The 19,217-nt window shown below is 68.4% G+C and carries 17 protein-coding genes; 9 read left to right on the forward strand and 8 right to left on the reverse strand.

Features of this window, described 5'->3' with window-relative positions:
- Positions 1–96 precede the first annotated feature (96 nt).
- Complete coding sequence (locus LQK89_RS06050) at positions 97–1,026, forward strand: NADP-dependent oxidoreductase (RefSeq protein WP_231050475.1); 930 nt, start codon at positions 97–99, stop codon at positions 1,024–1,026.
- 78 nt (positions 1,027–1,104) lie between these two features.
- On the opposite strand, the gene LQK89_RS06055 is transcribed toward LQK89_RS06050, so the two are convergent.
- Positions 1,105–1,626 (reverse strand): hypothetical protein, encoded by a 522-nt coding sequence (locus LQK89_RS06055; RefSeq protein ID WP_175326482.1) that lies wholly within the window; start codon positions 1,624–1,626, stop codon positions 1,105–1,107.
- A gap of 189 nt (positions 1,627–1,815) precedes the next feature.
- On the opposite strand from LQK89_RS06055, the gene LQK89_RS06060 reads away from it, so the two are divergent.
- Entirely contained in the window at positions 1,816–3,063 is a 1,248-nt protein-coding gene (locus tag LQK89_RS06060) for an exonuclease domain-containing protein (RefSeq protein WP_231050476.1), read from the forward strand.
- A gap of 25 nt (positions 3,064–3,088) precedes the next feature.
- Here LQK89_RS06060 and LQK89_RS06065 read toward each other — a convergent pair whose 3' ends face one another.
- Together LQK89_RS06065 and LQK89_RS06070 are read right to left on the reverse strand one after the other, a co-directional pair.
- A complete protein-coding gene (locus LQK89_RS06065; RefSeq protein WP_231050477.1) occupies positions 3,089–5,740 on the reverse strand; it encodes a DEAD/DEAH box helicase in 2,652 nt (883 codons plus the stop codon).
- Positions 5,741–5,825: 85 nt separating this feature from the next.
- A complete protein-coding gene (locus LQK89_RS06070) occupies positions 5,826–7,937 on the reverse strand; it encodes a 3'-5' exonuclease (RefSeq protein ID WP_231050478.1) in 2,112 nt (703 codons plus the stop codon).
- A gap of 182 nt (positions 7,938–8,119) precedes the next feature.
- Here LQK89_RS06070 and LQK89_RS06075 point away from each other — a divergent pair, with 182 nt between their 5' ends.
- From LQK89_RS06075 to LQK89_RS06100, 6 genes are all read left to right on the forward strand, one after another.
- The gene (locus tag LQK89_RS06075) at positions 8,120–8,440 is read left to right on the forward strand and encodes a nucleotide pyrophosphohydrolase (RefSeq protein ID WP_231050479.1); all 321 of its coding nucleotides are present in this window, start codon (positions 8,120–8,122) and stop codon (positions 8,438–8,440) included.
- Positions 8,427–10,142: a DUF2075 domain-containing protein gene (locus LQK89_RS06080; RefSeq protein ID WP_231050480.1), complete on the forward strand. Its 1,716-nt coding sequence runs from the start codon at positions 8,427–8,429 to the stop codon at positions 10,140–10,142. The genes LQK89_RS06075 and LQK89_RS06080 overlap by 14 nt, the downstream gene beginning before the upstream one ends.
- A 442-nt stretch (positions 10,143–10,584) precedes the next feature.
- Positions 10,585–11,289 carry a site-specific integrase gene (locus LQK89_RS06085; RefSeq protein WP_231050481.1) on the forward strand — a complete coding sequence of 235 codons (705 nt, stop codon included), beginning with the start codon at positions 10,585–10,587 and terminating at the stop codon, positions 11,287–11,289.
- Positions 11,290–11,391: 102 nt separating this feature from the next.
- A complete protein-coding gene (locus tag LQK89_RS06090; RefSeq protein WP_231050482.1) occupies positions 11,392–11,682 on the forward strand; it encodes a hypothetical protein in 291 nt (96 codons plus the stop codon).
- 290 nt (positions 11,683–11,972) lie between these two features.
- Positions 11,973–12,656, forward strand: coding sequence for a hypothetical protein (locus LQK89_RS06095; RefSeq protein ID WP_231050483.1), 684 nt, complete (start codon positions 11,973–11,975; stop codon positions 12,654–12,656).
- Positions 12,657–12,882: 226 nt separating this feature from the next.
- Positions 12,883–15,297, forward strand: a complete 2,415-nt coding sequence (locus LQK89_RS06100; protein ID WP_231050484.1) for a P-loop ATPase, Sll1717 family — start codon at positions 12,883–12,885, stop codon at positions 15,295–15,297.
- 56 nt (positions 15,298–15,353) lie between these two features.
- On the opposite strand, the gene LQK89_RS06105 is transcribed toward LQK89_RS06100, so the two are convergent.
- Complete coding sequence (locus LQK89_RS06105) at positions 15,354–16,019, reverse strand: NUDIX hydrolase (protein WP_231050485.1); 666 nt, start codon at positions 16,017–16,019, stop codon at positions 15,354–15,356.
- 88 nt (positions 16,020–16,107) lie between these two features.
- Here LQK89_RS06105 and LQK89_RS06110 point away from each other — a divergent pair, with 88 nt between their 5' ends.
- Complete coding sequence (locus LQK89_RS06110) at positions 16,108–17,049, forward strand: ADP-ribosylglycohydrolase family protein (RefSeq protein WP_231050486.1); 942 nt, start codon at positions 16,108–16,110, stop codon at positions 17,047–17,049.
- A gap of 176 nt (positions 17,050–17,225) precedes the next feature.
- Here LQK89_RS06110 and LQK89_RS06115 read toward each other — a convergent pair whose 3' ends face one another.
- From LQK89_RS06115 to vsr, 4 genes are all read right to left on the reverse strand, one after another.
- On the reverse strand, positions 17,226–17,705 hold the full coding sequence (locus LQK89_RS06115; protein WP_231050487.1) for a DUF4395 domain-containing protein: 480 nt from the start codon (positions 17,703–17,705) through the stop codon (positions 17,226–17,228).
- Positions 17,702–18,151: a TlpA family protein disulfide reductase gene (locus LQK89_RS06120; RefSeq protein ID WP_231050488.1), complete on the reverse strand. Its 450-nt coding sequence runs from the start codon at positions 18,149–18,151 to the stop codon at positions 17,702–17,704. Before LQK89_RS06120 ends, LQK89_RS06115 begins: the two co-directional genes overlap by 4 nt.
- Positions 18,152–18,216: 65 nt before the next feature.
- Positions 18,217–18,738: a hypothetical protein gene (locus LQK89_RS06125; protein ID WP_231050489.1), complete on the reverse strand. Its 522-nt coding sequence runs from the start codon at positions 18,736–18,738 to the stop codon at positions 18,217–18,219.
- Positions 18,735–19,211, reverse strand: coding sequence for a DNA mismatch endonuclease Vsr (gene vsr, locus LQK89_RS06130; RefSeq protein ID WP_231050490.1), 477 nt, complete (start codon positions 19,209–19,211; stop codon positions 18,735–18,737). The genes LQK89_RS06125 and vsr overlap by 4 nt, the downstream gene beginning before the upstream one ends.
- Positions 19,212–19,217: the final 6 nt, after the last annotated feature.

Here is a 19,217-nt window from a genome sequence, read left to right on the forward strand (position 1 = left end):
GCGGTCCCGAGCGCGACCGCTCGGCATCGGCCGCGGGTGTTCGCTCCTGCAACGTCCGCTGAGTCCCCGGGCTGGACGGCGGGTAGACCGGAGGACATGCAGGTCGTCGGAGTCGAAACGTTCGGAGGGCCCGAAGCCCTCGCCGTCCACGAGGTCTCGGAGCCGCACGCCGGCCCCGGCACCGTCCGCATCCGGGTGCAGGCATTCGCCGTGAACCCCACCGACACGGGCGTGCGCGAGGGGCAGCGGGAGACCGACACTGCCCCGCCGTACGTGCCCGGGATGGACGCCGCCGGGGTGGTCGACGAGGTCGGCCCCGACGTCGACGGCTGGCGGGTGGGCGACCAGGTCATGGCGATGGCCCTCCCGCTGTCCGAGCACGGCGGTGCCTACGTCGAGCACCTCGTCGCCCCCGTCGGGTCCTTCACCCGCATCCCGGCCGGCACCTCGATCGAGGATGCCGCGACCGTGCCGATGAACGGTCTGACCGCGCTGCAGATCCTCGCGCGTGCCGCACTGTCGCCGGGGGACACCCTCGCGGTGACCGGCGCCGCGGGGCTGCTCGGCAACTACGTCGTCCAGCTCGCGAAGCAGCGGGGGATCACGGTCATCGCGGACGCCGCACCGAAGGACGAGGAGCTCGTCGGCTCGCTCGGCCCCGACCACGTCGTGCCGCGCGGCGACGGGTTCGCCGCGGCTGTCCGCGGGATCGTGCCGGACGGGGCCGATGCGCTCGCCGATGCCGCGGTCCAGCGCGAGGAGGTCGTCGACGCGGTCCGCGACGGCGGGGTCTTCGCGGACGTCCGGGGCTGGGAGGGCAACGGCGCTCGCGGCATCCGGTTCGAACGGATCATGGTGTTCTCGGAGTACACGTCGTTCGACCTGCTCGAGGAGCTGCGGCAGGCGGTGGAGGCCGGCGTCCTGACGCCGCGGGTCGCGGAGGTGCTGCCCGCTGCGCGGGCGGGGGAGGCGCACGAGCGCCTCGCCGCCGGCGGGACGCGGGGGCGGTTCGTGCTCACCTGGTGAGTGGCGGTCGCCCGGGCGACCGGGAGACGGACGGGAGGCGCGGTGCCAGCTGGCACCGTGCCTCCCGTCCGTCCACGCTCAGAGTGGCTGAACGCCCTGCCCTGAGACGTACTGCCAACGCTTCCCGAAGGCATCGGTGAACGTCAGGGTCGTGAGAGTCCACCGATCAGCCTTCGTGAACGGACGCATGCCCTTGTCGGCCACTGCGAGATCCGCGCAGCTCGACAGCAGCGCCCACGCCCGCCGCTGATGGTCCCGGTGTTTCGGGTGGATCCATCGGGAGTACGACTCACCAGGAGGACAGACCTGCGCCGTGAAGGCGATCTCGTCCTGACCGTTCATGACGGCTTTCGCCTCGAGGTTGTGGATGACGGCATCTGATGCGTTCCGGATGACCAGGACGTTGTCCCAATGCTGCTCGTCCCGGTGGTCCCGGTTCGAGTACACGAACGACACCCACGCGCTCACTCGCGCGGCCTCGCGCTCCTCGCGGTCGGATCGGGTTCGCCGCTCGGCACGTTGGGCGACGATCAGACTGCAGATCGAAACCGCGAGAGTCACCCCGATGCCGACCCACGGCGCAACAGTCGTTCCATCCATCAGCAGTCCCCCTCCGGTGCTCGATGATCACGCTACAGCCGTGGCGCCACCGTTCGACCTGTGATGTATCACCCGAGCGGGTCACGCGGTCTCTACACCTTCGCAGTGCTCGCTCTTCCGCGTCGTACGAGCCATGATGATCACGAGATCCGCGCACCACCGACGCGGGCAAAGGATCACCGGGGGAACATGCACAACGGGTACGCCGTCGTCGACTTCGAGACGACGGGTCTGTCGCCGGCCTACGGGCACCGCGTCATCGAGATCGGGATCGTCCACGTCGCACCGGATGGACAGGTCGAGGAGTCCTTCGAGACCGTCGTGAACCCGGACCGCGACTTGGGACCGACGCACATCCACCAGCTGCGGGGCGCCGACATGGCGGGAGCGCCGACCTTCCAGGACATCGCAGGCACGCTCGTCGATCGCCTCCGAGGGCGCGTCCTCGTCGCGCACAACGCACCGTTCGAAGCGCGCTTCCTACACGCGGAGTTCGACCGGATCGGTGTGCGCTCGCCGTTCTCCGACGCGTCGCGGGCGCTCTGCACGATGCGGCTCGCGCTCGAGTTCTTGCCCGGCTCCGGGCGGAAGCTCGCCGACTGCTGCAGCGCCTACGACATCGAGCTGACCGATGCGCACGAGGCGCTCGCCGACGCCCGGGCGACCTCCCAGCTGCTCGCCGCCTACATGGCGACGTCAGCGGACCGGAGCCGCTGGGACACCTGGGGCGCGACGGCCGCAGGGCTCACGTGGCCGCGGGTCCCGTCGACCGGAGCCGGGTGGGTTCCGCGACGGCGCGGTGGGGCTGCAGTCACTCGGTCGAGGGTCGACCGGGCCACGGATCGGATGCCGGCGGTCGACGGCAGCGGCGCTGCCTTCCAGTACGCAGCGCTGCTCGACGCGGCACTCGCGGACGGGCTCCTCAGCACCTCTGAGACGGCGGCGCTCGAGGCACTCGCGCAAGACTCGGGCCTGACCACCGACCAGCAGCGCCGACTGCACCACCGCTACTTCGACGACCTGGTCGAGGCGGTCTGGGCCGATGGCATCCTGACCATCCAGGAGCACATCCAGCTGGAGCGTGTGGCTGCGCTCCTCGGGATCCCGAACGACCGCCTCGAGGACGCGGTGCACAGCCGCAAGCCGGGCGAGCGGCGTGCGGCGACGGCGGCGGTCGAGCCCGAGGACGAGAGCGTCTCGCTCGATGAGAGCAGCATCGTGACGCTGACGGGTGAGATGCGTCGCGATCGTGCCGCCATTGAGGCCGACCTGGCTCGGTACGGCATCCGGACGGCACCGGCGGTGACGAAGAAGACGACCGTGCTCATCGCGGCGGACGTCGACAGCCTGTCGGGGAAGGCGAAGAAGGCGCGGCAGTACGGGATCCCGATCCTCGGGGAGGACGTGCTCGAGGAAGCCCTGGCGGCGGCGCGCTGAGCATCCCCGCCAGGTCCGCGCTGGATCAGGCCGGCACAGCGGCCAAACGTGCGCGCTCCTCGGCGAGCACCTGGGTGATGAGCTGTGACTCGGAGATGTCGAACGCCTGCACCGAAGCCTGCGCGGTGTCGCTGACGGCGGCGAAGTCGCCGAAGATCTGCGACTTCCTCGCGAGCATCCGGACCAGGGCGGCATCGATGCCGTCCTCGGACAGCAGCCGGTGCACCTGGACCGTGTCGAGCTGGCCCATCCGTCGGGCCCGGGCGATCGCCTGCCACTCGGTCGTCGGCTTGAGCTGCGGCTCGCAGATCACGACGACCGAGGCCGCCTGGATGTTGAGTCCCACTCCGCCGGCGATGATCTGGGCGACCAGGACCGCCCCCGGCGCCGCGGCGGAGAACACGTCGACCATCTCCTGGCGGGCCGTCGGCGACGTCGAGCCGCTGAGCGGACCGAACACCTCGCCCCCGACCGCCTGGCGTGCCGCCTCGAGGACCGCGCGGTAGTGCGAGAACACGAGCGTCTTGCGACCGTTCGCGCGGGCATCGGCGACGACCTCCCGGAGCGACTCGACCTTGCTCGAAGCGTCGCCGTCGAGCATCGCGAGCTGTCGCATCGCGTGGAAGTTGTCGCTGGCGACCGCATCGGCGTACCGGGAGGCTTCGGCCGGGGTCAGGTCGGTCCACTCGTCGACCTCGACGAGGTCGGGGAGCTCCGTCAGGACGTCCTCCTGACTCCGGCGCAGGTACACGGGTGCGATCTGCTTCCGGAACGCCATCGGGTCGTGCTCGGCATCGACCGTGAGGTCCGGGCGGATGTGGTCGACGAGGACGCGGAACTCCTCGACGCGGTTCTCGAGCGGCGTGCCCGACATCAGGACGACGCGTTCGGAGCGGTTGAGGAGCGTGCGGGTGTTCTTCGTGCGTTTGGCATCGGGGTTCTTGACGTAGTGCGCTTCGTCGACGATGACGGCCGCGATCCGTTGGTCCTCGGGGATGCGGGTGCCGAGCCATGCGAGCGTCTCGTAGGTCGTGACCGCGACGCCACCGTCGCGGAGCCAGGCGTCGACGCCGTGGACACGGCTCGGGCCGTGCAGGCGGTGCACCGGAACCCGGGTGTGCTTCTCGGTCTCGCGGATCCAGTTCGCCACCACGGCCGCGGGGCATATCACGACGAACCGCGGTGCTGGTCCGTCCGCCGTCCGGTGTGCTGCTGCGACGTGCGCGACCACGGCCAGCGCCTCGACGGTCTTGCCGAGTCCCATCTCGTCGCCGATGACGACCCGCTCCTGCACCAGGGCGAACGCGGCGGCGAACCGCTGGTAGCCGCGCAGCGATGCCGTCAGGAGCGTCGTGTCGAGCTCGAAGCGCTCGACCTGCTCGATCAGGCCCTCGGGGAGTGACCCACGGCCGGCGGTCGTCGAGTCCGTCAGGCCGATCTCGTCGAGGAGCGCGAAGTAGCTCGCCGGGCGGTCGAGGAAGTCGCTCCAGTCGTCGGTCGACCGGAGCCGCTCGCGGTCGCCGGCTGCACGGACGGCCCGCTGCCGCGCGTCGTCCGCGTCGATCTCGAGCCGCTCGACCGTGCCCTCTGAGGGGTTGAAGCCGTTGGAGGCGATCGCTCCCGGCTGGTGCACGATGCCGAGGACGGCGCCGTGAGCGACCGCGGTCGCCAAGGGGCCGAGCTCGTCGACGAGCCCGGCGACGCGGGGGCCGCCACTGTTCTTGACCGCTTCCCACGTCCGGAGCGCCGAGACGAGCGCGACGCTCCCGGTGTCCTGCCGACGGGCGTCGATCTGGACGGCCGCATCGGCACGAGCCGCGTCCTGCATCGCCCGAGCGGCGGCGTTGATCCGGGTCGCGGTCGTCTCGCCGACGCCGGGGAGCCGACCAGCCACGATCGGGTCCGCGAGCAACTGGCCGACGGTTTCGATGCCCGCGTCCCGGACAGCACCGAGCCGGAGCTGATCCCGCGTGACCTCGCGCAGCCGGTCGATGTCCATCTGGCGGAGCTCGCGGCGCGCGGCGTCCTCGCGGACTCGTCGACCGGCTTCGAGCACGCGTTCGCGCGACGACTCGGCTGCCTTCACGGCCTCACGCAGGATCCCGATCGTCCTCGGCAGGTGGTCCAGCGCGGCGAGGTCGATGAGGGCAGCAGGACCGAGGTCCGCGGTCGACGAGAGCAGCCGCCCCTCGGTGTCCAGCAGTGGTTCGAGGCTGGTCGGCGCGGGACGGCGGTCGCGGCTGTCGACCGCCTGCAACGCCGACAGGACACCGCTCCGGTCGAGCCAGGCGTTCGTGTCCTCGAGGTAGTGGTCGGCGCGTGCGGCTGCGTCGCGGCGCTCCCGGCCGACGAAGAGGCTCGCGATACCGGAGACCGCGTCTTCGTCGTCGAGTGCGCGGCGGACGTCGTTCGTGAGCATGTCGAGCAGGTCCTCGACGGGCCGGTCGATGCGGGGGAGCGCAGCGGAGTGCTCGATGGTGGCCGCGAGCGATTCGTCGCCTTGGCGGAGCGGGATGACCGAGCAGGACAGTGCGGTGCCGCGGACCTCGACACGACGGGACAGGATCGCGTCGACCGCTGCCGTCGCTGCGAATGCTGCAGCGGTGCGGTGCGCACGGATGCCGTCCGCGACGTCGGCGAGCATCCGCATGCGGTCTCGGATCACCTTGTCGACCATCGCCGCCCTCCCCGGTTGTCGAACTCATCGTTGCACGGCGCCGAGCCCGCGCCCGACGCCGACGACCCCGACGCCGACAGCGCCGTCACCGGAGCACGCCGACCCACAGCCCGTCGCGGGCCCGGGTCATGCCCACGTACAGCTCCCGGCGGTCGAGCTCCCGGCGCTCCCGGTCGGCCTCCGACGGCTGGCCCGTCTGCTCGGCGAGGAGCCGTCCGCGCACGTGCGCGAGCAGCACCTGCTTGAACTCGAGCCCCTTCGCGCGCTTGATCGTCCCGACCTTCACCGCGTCGACGGTCTTGCCGTCGTCGCGCTGCAGCGACACGACCGGGATGCTCGCCACCCGCAGCGCCGCCGTGACCTCGTCCGCCTGCTGGTTCGTCGCGGTGAGCACGCCGACGTCGCCGCGGCCGGTCCCCACCAGGTGCAGGACCTGCCGGATGCGCGCGATCATCGCCGCGTCGTGGTCGCCGCTGCTCGTCGCCCGGTGCACCGTCGGCACGCTCCCGGATCGGGTCACCGCGGAGACCGCGTCGCCCACGCCGTCGACCCCCTCGATGTCGACGAACTGATCATCGGCGACCATCTGCTTCGCGAACTCGAGCACCTCGGCGGTGTTCCGGTGGTTGACGTCGAGCACGACACCGCGTCCGGCCAGGCTGATCCCGAGCTCGCCGAGGGTGTACCCGCCCGGGTAGATCGTCTGCTGCCCGTCGCCGATCAGGGTGAGGCCGTCCTGCCGGTCGCCGACCAGCGTGTGCAGCATCGACACCATCGCGCACGACAGGTCCTGGGCCTCGTCGACGATCACCGCGCCGTACCGGTCGAGCGGGCGCTCACGGAGGGCGTCGCGCGCCATGAGGACGACGTCCTCCCAGTCCGTCCCGCCGCGCTTCCGCAGATCCGTCGCGTACGCCTCGTACAGGTCCCACACCGCCTGCCGCGTCTCCAGCGGGAGTGCGTGCTTGCGTCCGACACGGGACAGGTCGGCGTACTCCTCGAACCGCGTCAGGCCGCGTCCCTTGATGACGTGCTTGACCTCGTCCTCCAAGTCCCGGCGCGTGAAACGCGCCGAGCGCAGCGGACTGGAGGCGCGGATCGCGTTCCATGCGTCGTCGAACGCGTCGCGCCTCCCGTCCGGGAACGCGGTACGCGATCCCGCGCTCGTCCAGCAGGCGCTTGGAGAACGCATGGACGCCCATGAAGTCGACGCGACCGACCATGTCGGGCGCGAGGCGCGCGAGGAGCGATTCGAGGACGGCGGGGAGGGTCGCGATGTACGTCGTGAACAGGACGCGGCTGCCGGTGGCGCGCGCGAGGTAGGCGGCGCGGTGCAGGCCGACGACGGTCTTGCCGTGCCGGCGGCACCGCGGATCCGCGCGGGACCGTTGAAGCTGCAACCGACGAGCTTCGCCTGCGCCGGGTCGAGGAACGCCATCCACTCCTCGATCGGGGCCTCGAGGACGCCGTCGAGCAGCTTCTCTGCGAGCTCGTCGTCGTGCGCTTCGTCAGCGTGGTCGTCGTCGTCGGCTCGGTCGTCTCCTGGGATGGCTGGTGGGACGCTCCGCGAGAGGACCGGTGACGGCACGATGACCTGCGGTGGGGTGTCCGGCTGCTCGCCGATCACGGGGAAGTGCCGCAGCAGCGCCGCGAGCACCTCGTCGACGCGAGAGACCGAGAGCCGGGCACCGCGCTTGGTGATGTGCCCGATGACGTCGTGCACGCCGAGGACGTCGACGGACGCGACCCGGGCGTGCATCCGCCTCTGGCCGGCGAGGGCGGCGATCGCGTGCACCTCGTTCGGTGCGAGGCCCGTGTCGGCGAGGGCGGCTTCGGTCGAGTAGGCGAGGTCGGCGAGCCGGGCGATGTCGTCGGTGACGTCCTCCTGGCCGCGGGTGATCCGGTCGCCGTGGACTGCGACCTCGCGCCACGCCTTCGTGTCGACGATGAAGACGCCGCCGCGGCCGACGACGACCATGTCGACCTGGGCCGTAGGGCTGCCGGGCCATCGTCGGTCGGCGAGCAGGTGGTAGCCGATGCCGGCGAGTGGAGCGAGGATCCGGGCGGTCTCGCTCTCGGTGCGCTCGGCGATCTCGAAGCGCTCGGCTCGTCGTTCGGCATCGTCGGCCTGCCGTCGGTGTGCGTCGGCGAGACCGCGTTGGCGGCGGGCCTCGAGGCCTGCGGATTCCCCGGCCATCGTCATGGTGCGTTCCCCGGGGATCCTGTGCGTTGCAGCGTGCGTCGTCCCTGGGCGCGCGGTGCTGAACCATCCTCGTGGATCAGCGGTGCGTGAGGTCAGTACCCGTTCGGGGTGCAGGGCGTTGTTCCGAGGCTGCGCTGAGGGGCCGCCCGCGATGGTCGCGCTGCTACCGTCTGGGCATGGCGGAAGACGGACTCCAGGAAGAACTCCGCGCGTTCGTCCGAGAACGCGATTGGGCGCAGTTCCACACGTCGGAGAACCTCGCGAAGAGCATCTCGATCGAAGCGGCGGAGCTGCTCGAATGCTTTCAGTGGGACGCGGAGGGTGATGAGTCGCGGGTGCGCGGGGAGCTCGCGGACGTCCTCACCTACTGTTTCCTCCTGGCCGACGGGCTCGGGGTCTCGCCCGAAGCCCTCATCCGGGAGAAGCTCGTCGTGACGCGAGCCAAGTACCCGGTTGAGCGGGCTCGAGGGCGGAGCGCCAAGTATGACCAGCTTTGACATCGAGAAGCTGCCGTTCACGGCCGATCATCTTCGATCCTGGCGCGAAGTCGACCCACGCTTCATCAACTGGCCGGTCGTGTACATCCTCGACGACGGGAAACGGGTCTACGTCGGGGAGACGTTGAACACAGCCGCCCGCATGCGTCAGCACCTGGATTCGCCTGATCGCGGAACGCTGAAGGCGGTTCGTCTCGTGCTCGACGACACCTTCAACAAGTCGGTCTGCCTCGACCTCGAGTCGCAACTCATCGCTCTGCTCGCCGCAGACGGCAAGTACACGGTCCTGAACAGCAACAAGGGGATCGTCGACGCCGAGTACTACGACCGGTCCCGCTACCGCCAGACGTTCCGAGAGATCTTCGACGCCCTGCGGCGGCAGGAGGTGTTCACGCGGAGCCTGCCGGAGATCGAGAACCGGGAACTCTTCAAGCTGTCTCCGTTCAAGGCGCTCAATCGTGACCAGGCGGTCGTGATGGAGGACATCCTCGAGGGGTTGTTCGACGACTGGGAGCTCGATGCAGCTGCACCGATCGCCGTGCAGGGCGACCCTGGCACGGGCAAGACCATCGTCGCGGTCTACCTCCTCAAGCTCCTGCGTGACGTCGCTGATGGAAAAGGGTTCGACGACCTCGAGAGCGACGCGCTGTTCTCCGACTTCTTCACCGAAGAGAATCGCGACCGGTTGAGCACCGCACGGCTCGGACTCGTAGTGCCACAACAAGCCCTGCGGGCATCGCTCAAACGGGTCTTCGCCAAGACCCCCGGGCTCGACAAGGCAATGGTGCTGACGCCGTTCGAGGTCGGTCAGAGCGACGAGCGATGGGATCTGCTCGTCGTGGACGAGTCCCATCGGTTGAACCATCGAGCCAATCAGGCCTCGGGCATGCAGAACAAGAGCTTCGGAGAGATCAACCGCAAGCTCTTCGGAGAGGATGCAGACCACCTGACGCAGGCGGACTGGATCCGCAGGCAGAGCCGGCACCAGATCTTCCTGATCGACTCCGACCAGAGTGTCCGACCGGCTGACCTTCCGCAGAGCACGCAGAGGGCACTCATCGCTGGAGCGCGCGAGGCGGATCGTCACTACCGGCTCTTCACGCAGATGCGGGTGCAAGGTGGCTCGGACTACGTCTCGTTCGTCCGCGGGCTGCTTCGCGGTGAGCAGCGCGAGCGAGCAGACTTCGGTGACTACGAACTGCGTCTCTTCGATGACCTCGGGGAGATGCACGAGGCGATCCGTGCACGAGACGCCGAGGTGGGGCTCGCACGGCTCGTCGCTGGGTATGCATGGGAGTGGAAGAGCAAGAACGACGCGGACGCCTTCGACATCGAGGTCGACGGGCAGCGGCTGAGGTGGAACCAGACGCAGAAGGACTGGATCACGTCAGCGGGCGCGTTGGAGCAGGTCGGTTCGATCCACACTGTGCAGGGTTACGACTTGAACTACGCGGGCGTCATCATCGGACCGGACCTGCGCTTCGACCGGGAGACACAGCGGGTCGTGTTCGACCGGGCGAACTACTTCGACAAGAAGGGCATGGAGAACAATCCGCGTCTGGGCATCGAGTACACCGATGATGACGTGCTTCGCTTCGTCTCTAACATCTATGCAGTCCTGATGACGAGGGGAGTGCTCGGCACTTACCTGTACGTCGTGGACTCAGCTCTGCGGGAGCGGCTGCGAGCGGTCGTCGGGTAAATGTGAGCTGAGCGGGAATCGATCGGCCCAAATCGCGGGGCCGATGTCGAAAGAGTCGCCTATCCGGAATCACCTTTAGCGCTATCGGATCTGGCTCCGTTGGCCCCTGGGGGCGAGATTGTCGGCCCGAAGAATGGTCAGATGCCGCGCGACCGGTGAGCAATTGTAGAGCACCTAGCAGCCAAGTCTCGAATCCGATAAGAACTATTATCGGAACAGACCCGGCAGGCGTGCACAGTGCCGCCAAAGGCAGGAACGAGGACGCGTGGACGAGGTGAGCGAGACGGACGGGGCGCGCGTCGCGTCGAGCTCGCAAGGCGTTCGGACTGTTGGTCGCGCCGCGTCTGCTGCGGAGCGTGCCGCTGCGGAGCGCTCCCGGACCGCGTTCGCGCGGCTCCGCACCGGGGCGGGGGAGGGGCGCCCGACTGACTCAAGGGCCGTGGTGGCGCCGGCTGACGCGTCGCCGCGGGTGTTCGCCGAAGCGTCCCTGTCGCCGAACACGATCCGCGCGTACCGGTCGGACCTGCGGCAGTTCGCCCGGTGGCGTGCCGGGTTCCTCGAGCACGAGATCTCCGAACCGCACGAGCTCGAGCAGATCAGTACGGCGCCGGTCGACCCGGCCGAGGTCGCGGCGCTCCTCGCGGACAAGGCCAACGCCGTCTTGCCTGATGGTGGGCAGCGGTACGCGCCGTCGACCATCAGCCGCTACGTCGCCGCGATCGACTGGGAACACGCCCGTCGCGGCCACACCCCACCCGGCGCAACCCCGATCGTCCGCGACGTGTTGAAGGGCATCCGTCGCACCCGGTCCGTGCCGGTGCGACGGGCGAAGCCGATGACGTTGAAGGCGCTGCAGACGACGCTGCTGAAGATCGACGTCGCCGACCTGCAGACCGGCGCCCTCGGAACCCGGGATCAGGCGTTGCTGCTGTTCAGGTTCGTCGGCGCGTTCCGCGAGTCCAAACTTACCGCCCTCACCGTCGCGGACCTCCGCCTCGTCGACGGCGAAGGCGTATACGCCCGCGTCCGGAAGTCCAAGACCGACCAGGACGGCGCCGGCCGGATCAACGTACTGCAGCAGGGCGCCAACCCGGTCACCTGCGCCCCCTGCGCGTACGTCCGGCTCTCACGGCTGATGGCGGCGTAGGACGCCCTCGGGGAAGCGGGCCTCTTCGCTGCACTCACTGGTGCGAGTCTCGCTGTGCACGTCTGCGCGGACGGGCTCGGCGCCGATAGGTTGCCGCCGTCGATGCCGTTCTTCCGGGCCGTGTCGAAGTGGGGCCTGTTCCGGAACACCGGCATCAGCCCGACCGCCGTCGGGAAGGCTGTCGCCCGCCGCGCGCAAGCGGCCGGGCTCGGGGAGGACGGCTGGTCGGGGCACTCCCTCCGCGCCGGGTTCGTTACCGAAGCACGCAATGCCGGCGCTACGGACGTGGAGGTCATGAACCAGACCCACCACACCAACGCCGCCACCCTGCAGATCTACGACCGCGAATACGCACCCATGGTCCGCAACGCCGTCACCCGGATGCGCTTGTGACTCCCCAAACATGCCCCAAACCCGCGCCCGACAGCAGGGCACTGCTCGAGGCGCACTGGGGCCGATTCGTCGCCTGGTGCGAGGCGACAGGTCACGAACCGCTCCCGGCGACGGCAGCCACGATCGAGCAGTTCCTGACTCAGTTCCCCGGGGCCCCGTCGACGCAGCGGCTCCGCCGGCACGCGATCCGCGCACGCCACCTTGACGCAGGTCTCGCGGACCCGATCCCGACGGTGGAGGCACGGGTGTGGCCGCGACCAGCAGCCGCCGACCAAGCGGCGGTTGTGAGGGTGTTGGCGACGATCCCGAAGTACCGATACCCGATCGGGCTCCGAGGCCGCCGCGACGCCTTCCTCATCGTCCTCCTCGGCACCCTCCACCTCACTCGCGAACAAGCCCGCACCATCACCCCTGCCGACGTCGCAGTGACGAGCATCATCCGGATCCGCGGACACGTCGTTCCCTCATCCGATGACCCGGTGTCCTGTGCTGCCTGCGCGGTGACCCGGTGGCTGCGCATCGTCGGACCCGTCTGGACCGGCTTCCGCGGCGACGTCATCCGCCTGCTTGACCCGACGAAAGGGAACCTCGACCGGCACGACTGCGAGCAGCCAGTACCGGGGGAGTGGCGACGGGCAGAGCAGCTGTTGTTGCCGTTAGACGTCCATGGATGGGCGCGCACCGGGGCGAGCCTGTCGGGGCGGTCTATGACGAGCATCATCCCGGCGCGACGCGCTGCAGCAGCGGACGGCTCAATCGCGGAGAAGGTCGGCGTTGTCGCGCGGCGACCCTCGCGGTTCGATGCGCTGACGCTGCAAGAGGCCTATGCCGAGCTCGGCGCTACAGATGCGGCGGTCGACGCAGCCCTCGCTCGACTCACAGCGGTTTGGGGCGATGCTCGGGCGCTCGACACCGAACTCGAGCAAGCAGCTAGCGAGGCCAAGCACGGGCTAGCACCAGATATCAGCAACTAGCTCGCTGCCGGCGGCTCTCCACGCCCCGGACCGCGACCGGTGGTCTGCACCGTGTCGCATCAGCTCTGGATCTGCGCCCACATGTTTCGCGGAGGCCTGTTCTTGCGCCCAGATCCAAGGAATGCCGGTCCCAAGGAGGCGTGTCGATGGGGCATGCCCCAGAACCACAGCTGCCTCGTCGCAAGTGACCCGCCCAGTCGGCCCGGTAAGTGACTAAGGTTCGAACATGGTGCCAAAGCCCCCCTCGTTCTCGTCCGTGTTCTTCGCGTACGGCGGGGCGCCGCACCTGCGCGCCGAGACTGTGCAAGACGCGGCCTCGACTTTGGCGAAGCAGGGCTACCAGGCCAAGACGTGGCAGGACCTCGAGGTGCGGGGCAGCGTCCTGATCGAGACCATATGCCGGGCGATCGATCAATCTGACACCGTTGTCGCTGAGGTCAGTGACCTCAATAGCAACGTTTTATTCGAAGCAGGCTATGCGCTTGCGTCGAATAAGCACCTGTGGCTTGCGCTCGACGAGACCGACTCTGACGCCCTCCGTCGATGGAAGGAGCTTGGGATATTTGCTACTGTTGGCCGTGTCAATTACTCCGGACGAAGCGACAAGCTCGTCTCGGAGTGGCAGCAGGCGACATCCCGGCCGTCGGATGGCCCCACCCTACTTGAAACCCTTATGAGTGGCGGGCGTGCCAAACAAGCGGACGCCGTTTTTGCGCCCGCGCTCCCCATCCGGTTTCAAGCCGCGTTGACCCTTGAAAGCTTTCTTGAGCGTCAATCGCACCTAACCATTCTCGGCGCTGGTGACGACCTTGGTATGGCTCCTCTTGACTTCTATGTAAAGGAGATTTACCGCGCTTCGGCGGCTGTATTCCATCTGCTGGCACCCAAGCGCCTTCGCGCTGCTGAACACAATGCGCGGGCGAGTTTCTTGGCGGGCCTGGCCCACGGTTTTGAGCTGCCCGTACTGATGGTAGTCGAAGAGGGCTTTGAATCTCCGCTCGACTATAAGGACCTGCTGTATACTTATGACAGCGCTGCCGGTCTGCAGGAGTATGTAAAGAGTTGGCTCGAGGCGCTTCCAAAGCAGGCCGGAACTAATAAGCGTCTAGGGAAGCTCGCACTTGATATCGAGCTCCCACTGCGGAGCTTCGGGCAGTATGTAGCTGAGTACGAGCGCGACGAGCTGACAGAATATTTTGTGGAGACCAGCGAGTTCAGGTCGATTCTCGCGGGAGACTCAAAGGTCTTCGTAGGCCGCAAAGGCACCGGCAAAACAGCGACGATGAGCCAAGGTGTGCTCGAGTTGCGTAAGGATCGCAGAAACCTCGTGGTCTCGGTCAAGCCCTCCGCCTACGAACTTGCCGGACTTGTTGAATTTGTAGAGGCGCTCGAATCAGATAGCCAATCCGAGTACGCAATGTTGAGCATCTGGACGTACCTCTTGTATACGGAGATTGCCGTTCGTACTGTTAGCTACGCGAGCGAGCGTCCCGCGGGTACCGGGACCGACAACGCGCTCGTTCTTCTAACCCAAGAGCTAGACGACCTCGACATCGACGTCGAAGCAGATCTGTCGACTCGGCTTGAACAAGCCGTCACATCGTTGACGGTGGAGTCCCGCAGGGACGGGGAGACGGCGCATGTCTACATCGGACGCGTACTTGGGCTGCACCGCCTAGGGCACCTCAAGGAGCTTATTCTTCAAACACTCAAGGACTTCGACCGGGTGGCGGTCCTAATCGACAACCTGGATAAAACGTGGGAGCGCGGAGCTGACTACGGCGTGATGGCTCGCTTCATTCTTTCACTCCTCACCGCGATTGGTCGTGTGGAGAAAGACTTCGGGCGGCCGCCGCGCGGGTTCGATCCAGTGAACGTCACTTTGACAGTATTCCTGCGAACTGACATTTACGATGCAATTGTCAAGTTTGCAAGGGAACCTGACAAGGTGGGGGTGTTGTCCGTTCGGTGGCAGGACGCCGAGCTACTTGTGCGAGTTCTCGAAGACCGATATGTAGCCAATCGTTCGAGAAAGCGTGGCCTCCCTGCGTTTGATATGTGGGAGGACGTGTTCGAATCGGAGGTGAGGGGGCTTCCGACGCGCGACTATTTCCTGTGGAGAACTCTGCCTAGGCCACGTGACTTCATCTATTTTGCGAACGCTGCGCTCACTACCGCAATCAATCGGAAGCACTCCAGGATTTCGGCAGGGGATGTCACGACTGCAGAGAAGCAATACTCCCGTTTTGCCATCGAAGCCTTACTTGTGGAAAGTGAGGCCGAGGGCTTTGACTTGGAAGAGGCTTTGTATGAGTTTGCCGGCGTTGACTCCACAATGACGGCAGGGGAATTGGATCAACTACTAGCCAGTTACGACGATGCGCCATCCATCCGAGACTGGTTGATTCGAACGTCCTTCTTGGGAATTGAAGTGCGTTCCGGTGAGTTCATACATGTAGAGGGCGAAACCGAGGCAAAGCGTCAGTTGAAAGTGGCTAGGCGTTTTGCGAATCGGTCTGAGGCAGAAGTCCGCTTCAGAGTTCATCCTGCTTTCCGCGGCTTCTTGGAAGTCAGGGATGATGATCTGCACAATGGCGAGATTCGAGACGCTACTTATGACGGATCGGGTGAGTTGACATAAGAGCCGGTTATAGGTCACTCGGTGTGCGCGAGTCCTAGGCCTGCCCGAAGAAAGACTCAGCGGGGGTGTGGAGCCGAAATCCGTCGCCACACCCCCGCCGGCTTCCCCGGCCCCTCCGCCCGCTTCCCCTCCGCAGCCACGAGCATCGGCACCATCGCCCGCCGGAACGAGTCGGGCAGCAACGCCCGCCCAGCCACCGCCTCGTGCACCCGCCGCAACTCCGTCATCGTGAACGGCTCCGCCACGAGCCCCCACGGATCGGGAGCCACCTCGTACGAGGCCTGCAACCGCGTCACCGCCACGGCCACGATGTCGTCGTGCCCGTGCACCATCCCCGTCGCCGCAGCGACCGGCACGAGCCGCACCCGCGACTCGTCCAGCCCTGAGGCCAGCGACGAGAACGGCACCACGTCGAGGTGCCCGACCGACATCACCCACCCGCGGCTGTCGCGCGCAGGATCGTCGAACACCTGCAACTGCTGCGGCGCCAACCCCGTCACGCCAGCCTTCGCCTGCAGTGACCGCAGCACGGCATCGGCCAACCGCTCGCCCTCGTGCACGAACGTCCCCGGCAGCCGCCAGTCCCCGTCGACCGCGTCCCGCACCTGCAGCACGGACAGCTCGTCCTCCACAGGCACCGTCAGCACGGCGGTGTCCACAGCCACCGAGGGTCGCGGGTAGTCGACCAGGCGCTTTCCGTCAGCATCGCGGTACTCACTCACGACGACGATTTTACGCACACTTGCGCAAACCGCGATCGCATGCCACGATCGTGTTTACGCAGAAGCGCGCAAACCAGGGGAGGCGCTCATGAACACCACGACACAAGACCGCGCGATCGGCGCAGTACTTGGCTCCGCCGCGGGCGACGCCCTCGGCGCCGGCTACGAGTTCAAGCCGGTCGTCCCGGAACCCACACCCATCCGCATGGCGGGCGGCGGCTCCTTCGGCTGGGCGCCGGGGGAGTGGACCGACGACACGAGCATGGCCGTCCCGATCCTCCGCACCCTCGCCCGCGGCGGCGACCCCGCCGACGAGTCCTCGCTCGACGGCCTCGTCGCCGCCTGGGCAGCGTGGGCGCAGACCGCCCCCGACGTCGGCATCCAGACACGCAACGTGCTCACCGGCCTGGAGGCACGCACCGCCGCCCACAGTCGCGCTGCGGCCCGCCAGGAACACGACTTCAAGGGCCGGTCCGCGGGCAACGGCTCGCTCATGCGCACGGCTCCGCTGGTGCTCGGCTACCTTCGCGACGAGGACGGTGAAGAGGCGAGGCTCGCAGCGGCAGCACGTGCGATCAGCGACCTGACCCACTTCGAGGCGGACGCCGGCGACGGGTGCGTCCTCTGGTGCGTCGCGATCCGGCACGCGGTGCTGACCGGCGAGCTCGACGTCCTCCGCGGGCTCGAGCTGCTCGACCTCGACCGCCGCGAGCTCTGGGCGGAGCGACTCGTCCGCGCCGAGCACGCCGAACCGGTCGACTTCACCGACTCGAACGGCTGGGTCGTGTCCGCGCTGCAGGCCGCGTACGCCGCTGTCCTCAAGAGCACGACCCTCGAGGACGCCCTCGTCCGCGCGGTTCGCACGGGCAACGACACGGACACCGTGGCCGCGATCGCCGGAGGCCTGGCGGGAGCGCTGTACGGCGCGTCGGCGCTCCCGGCCGAGTGGCGCGAGCTGCTCCACGGTTGGCCGGCGCTGCGTGCGGACGACCTCGTCGCCCTCAGCGAGCAGGCCCTCGCCGCGCGGTAGCGGGGGCAGGGACCGGGTCGGAGGATGCTGTGGGGGGTCCTCCGCCCCGGCCCTGGCACCGCAGAGCAGACTCGATGCGGACTGGAGGCACAGATCACCCTGCCAGCGCGACGTGCGTCGTGCAGGTGGTGCGATCCTCCCGGCCGGTTGCCGGTGGTCCTGAGGACCGGCGACCGTCAGGCGGCGCTGCGTCGCGGGCGGAACACGCCCGCCCGGACGAGCCACACGTACAGCAGGCAGCCGATGCAGACGTCGAAGACGGCGTTGAGGAACGCGGCGACCAGTGCGATCGCGGCGCCGACGGGTGCGGCGTAGGGGACACCGACCAGGGCGAGCACGAGGGCGAGGCCCGTGATGACCAGGCCGACCTGCTGGGCGAAGGTCGGGGGCTCGGGTGCCTCGAGTTCGGCGGGCGGTGCGAGCCTCGGCCGGACGAAGCGGCGGAACAGCGCGCCGTACGGGTGGCGGCGGATGCCGGCGATGCCGCCGATCGCGAAGAAGACGACGATGACGGCCAGGAGCACGATGCCGGCGACCCACGTGGCGGGCACGAGGGTGAGGATGATCGTCGCCGCGAGGAGCACGGTCGTGATCGCGGCGCCGAAGCGGGGCGAGCGCGGGTCGATCCCGCGGGCGGTGTCGTTCGTGGTGGTCATCGGGACTCCCGGGATCCGGCGGTCAGGACGGTGTCGAGTGCGGCGGCGAGCTCTGCGGGGCGGGGCGGGCCGCCGAAGCGGGTGCGGACGGTGCGGTCGGCGTCCAGGAGCAGGACCGTCGGGGTCTGCATGACGTCGAAGCGGCGGGCGAGCTCAGGACGTTCGGCGAGGTCGACCTCGATGCGGCGGACGCCCTCGTGGCGGTCGGCGACGGCGTCGAGCTGGCGGCGGGTCGCCGGGCAGCGGGCGCAGGTCGGCGTGGAGAACTGCACGAGGGTCGCCGCGGGGCCGTAGTCCTCCGCTGCGGCGAGGTCGTCGGTCCGTGGGGCGTCGGTCGTCGTCGCGGCGGTGCGGGCCCGGCCGGTGCGCTGACGCAGCACGAGGCCGATCACGGTCGCGAGGGCGAGGACCCCGACGAGCACGGCGATCGCGGTTCCGACGGTCATGTGGCGACGCTACGCCCGACCGGTGACGCTCGAGGGAACGTGTCGCTCCGTGACACTGGCGGGGATCAGTCCGGGATGCCGAGGCGCTCGCACTCAGCCCACTCCTTGGGGCGGCGCTCCGCGAGCCAGGCCGTGAACTCTTGGTAGCCGCGGTAGTTCGTGAAGATCATGAACTGCTTCTTCTTGCGATCGTTCCACGCGGTCAGGCTGACGAACCGCTGTCCGCCGCCGTTCGACTGCGTGGCGTAGCGGAGCGTGCGGATGTCGTCGACCTCGCGGCGGCGGAGCTTGCCGAAGCCGGACTTCACGTCGTAGTGGCGGTCGTACACGTCCACCCGGGTGGCGCCGAGCGCGAGACCGAAGAGCAGGAGCAGAGCGCCGAGTCCGGCCATGAAGCCGAGGGAGGTGCTGTTGGCTCCCGGGGAGACGAGCTGCTGGATGACGATCCCGGGGATGCCGATCACGACCGCCGCTGCGCCGACTCCGGTGAAGATGACGCCCGGGAAGCGCGGGCGCCGGACCACGAACAGGGGCCCCTCGCCCTTGGTCGTCTCGGTGCCGCCCCAGGTGTTCGTCTGCTCGCTCATCGATTCCCCTCCGTCGGACACCGTACCGGGATCGGCGGGTGCTCGGCCCGGCGAGCGATGGCGTGCCACTGGTCGAGGACCCGCTCGACGCGATCCGCGGTCTCGGCCGGGTCGTCGTGCTCCCACGCGCGGACGACCCGCCAGCCCTCGTGCACCAGGATCGCCTCGTTCCGGGCGTCACGCTGCCGGTTCGCGAGGAGCTTTCGGCGCCACAGTTCGGCGTTGGTCTTCGGCAGGTGGGTGTGGTCCGGGCAGAAGTGCCAGAAGCAACCGTCGACGAACACGGCGACGCGCGCGCGCGTGAAGACGAGGTCGGGGCGGACCCGGCACCGGGAGCTCACCGGGCGGTCGACGAAGAACCGGCGGCCTCGGCGGTGGAGCTCGCGACGGACGGCGAGCTCGGGCGCGGTGTCCCGCCGCCCGACCCGGGCCATGTGGCGGCGGCGGGCGTCGTCGGCCTCCCAGCGGTCCATCGCCCC

The sequence above is a fragment of the Curtobacterium sp. C1 genome (genome assembly GCF_021049325.1).
Classification (GTDB): Bacteria; Actinomycetota; Actinomycetes; order Actinomycetales; family Microbacteriaceae; genus Curtobacterium; species Curtobacterium citreum.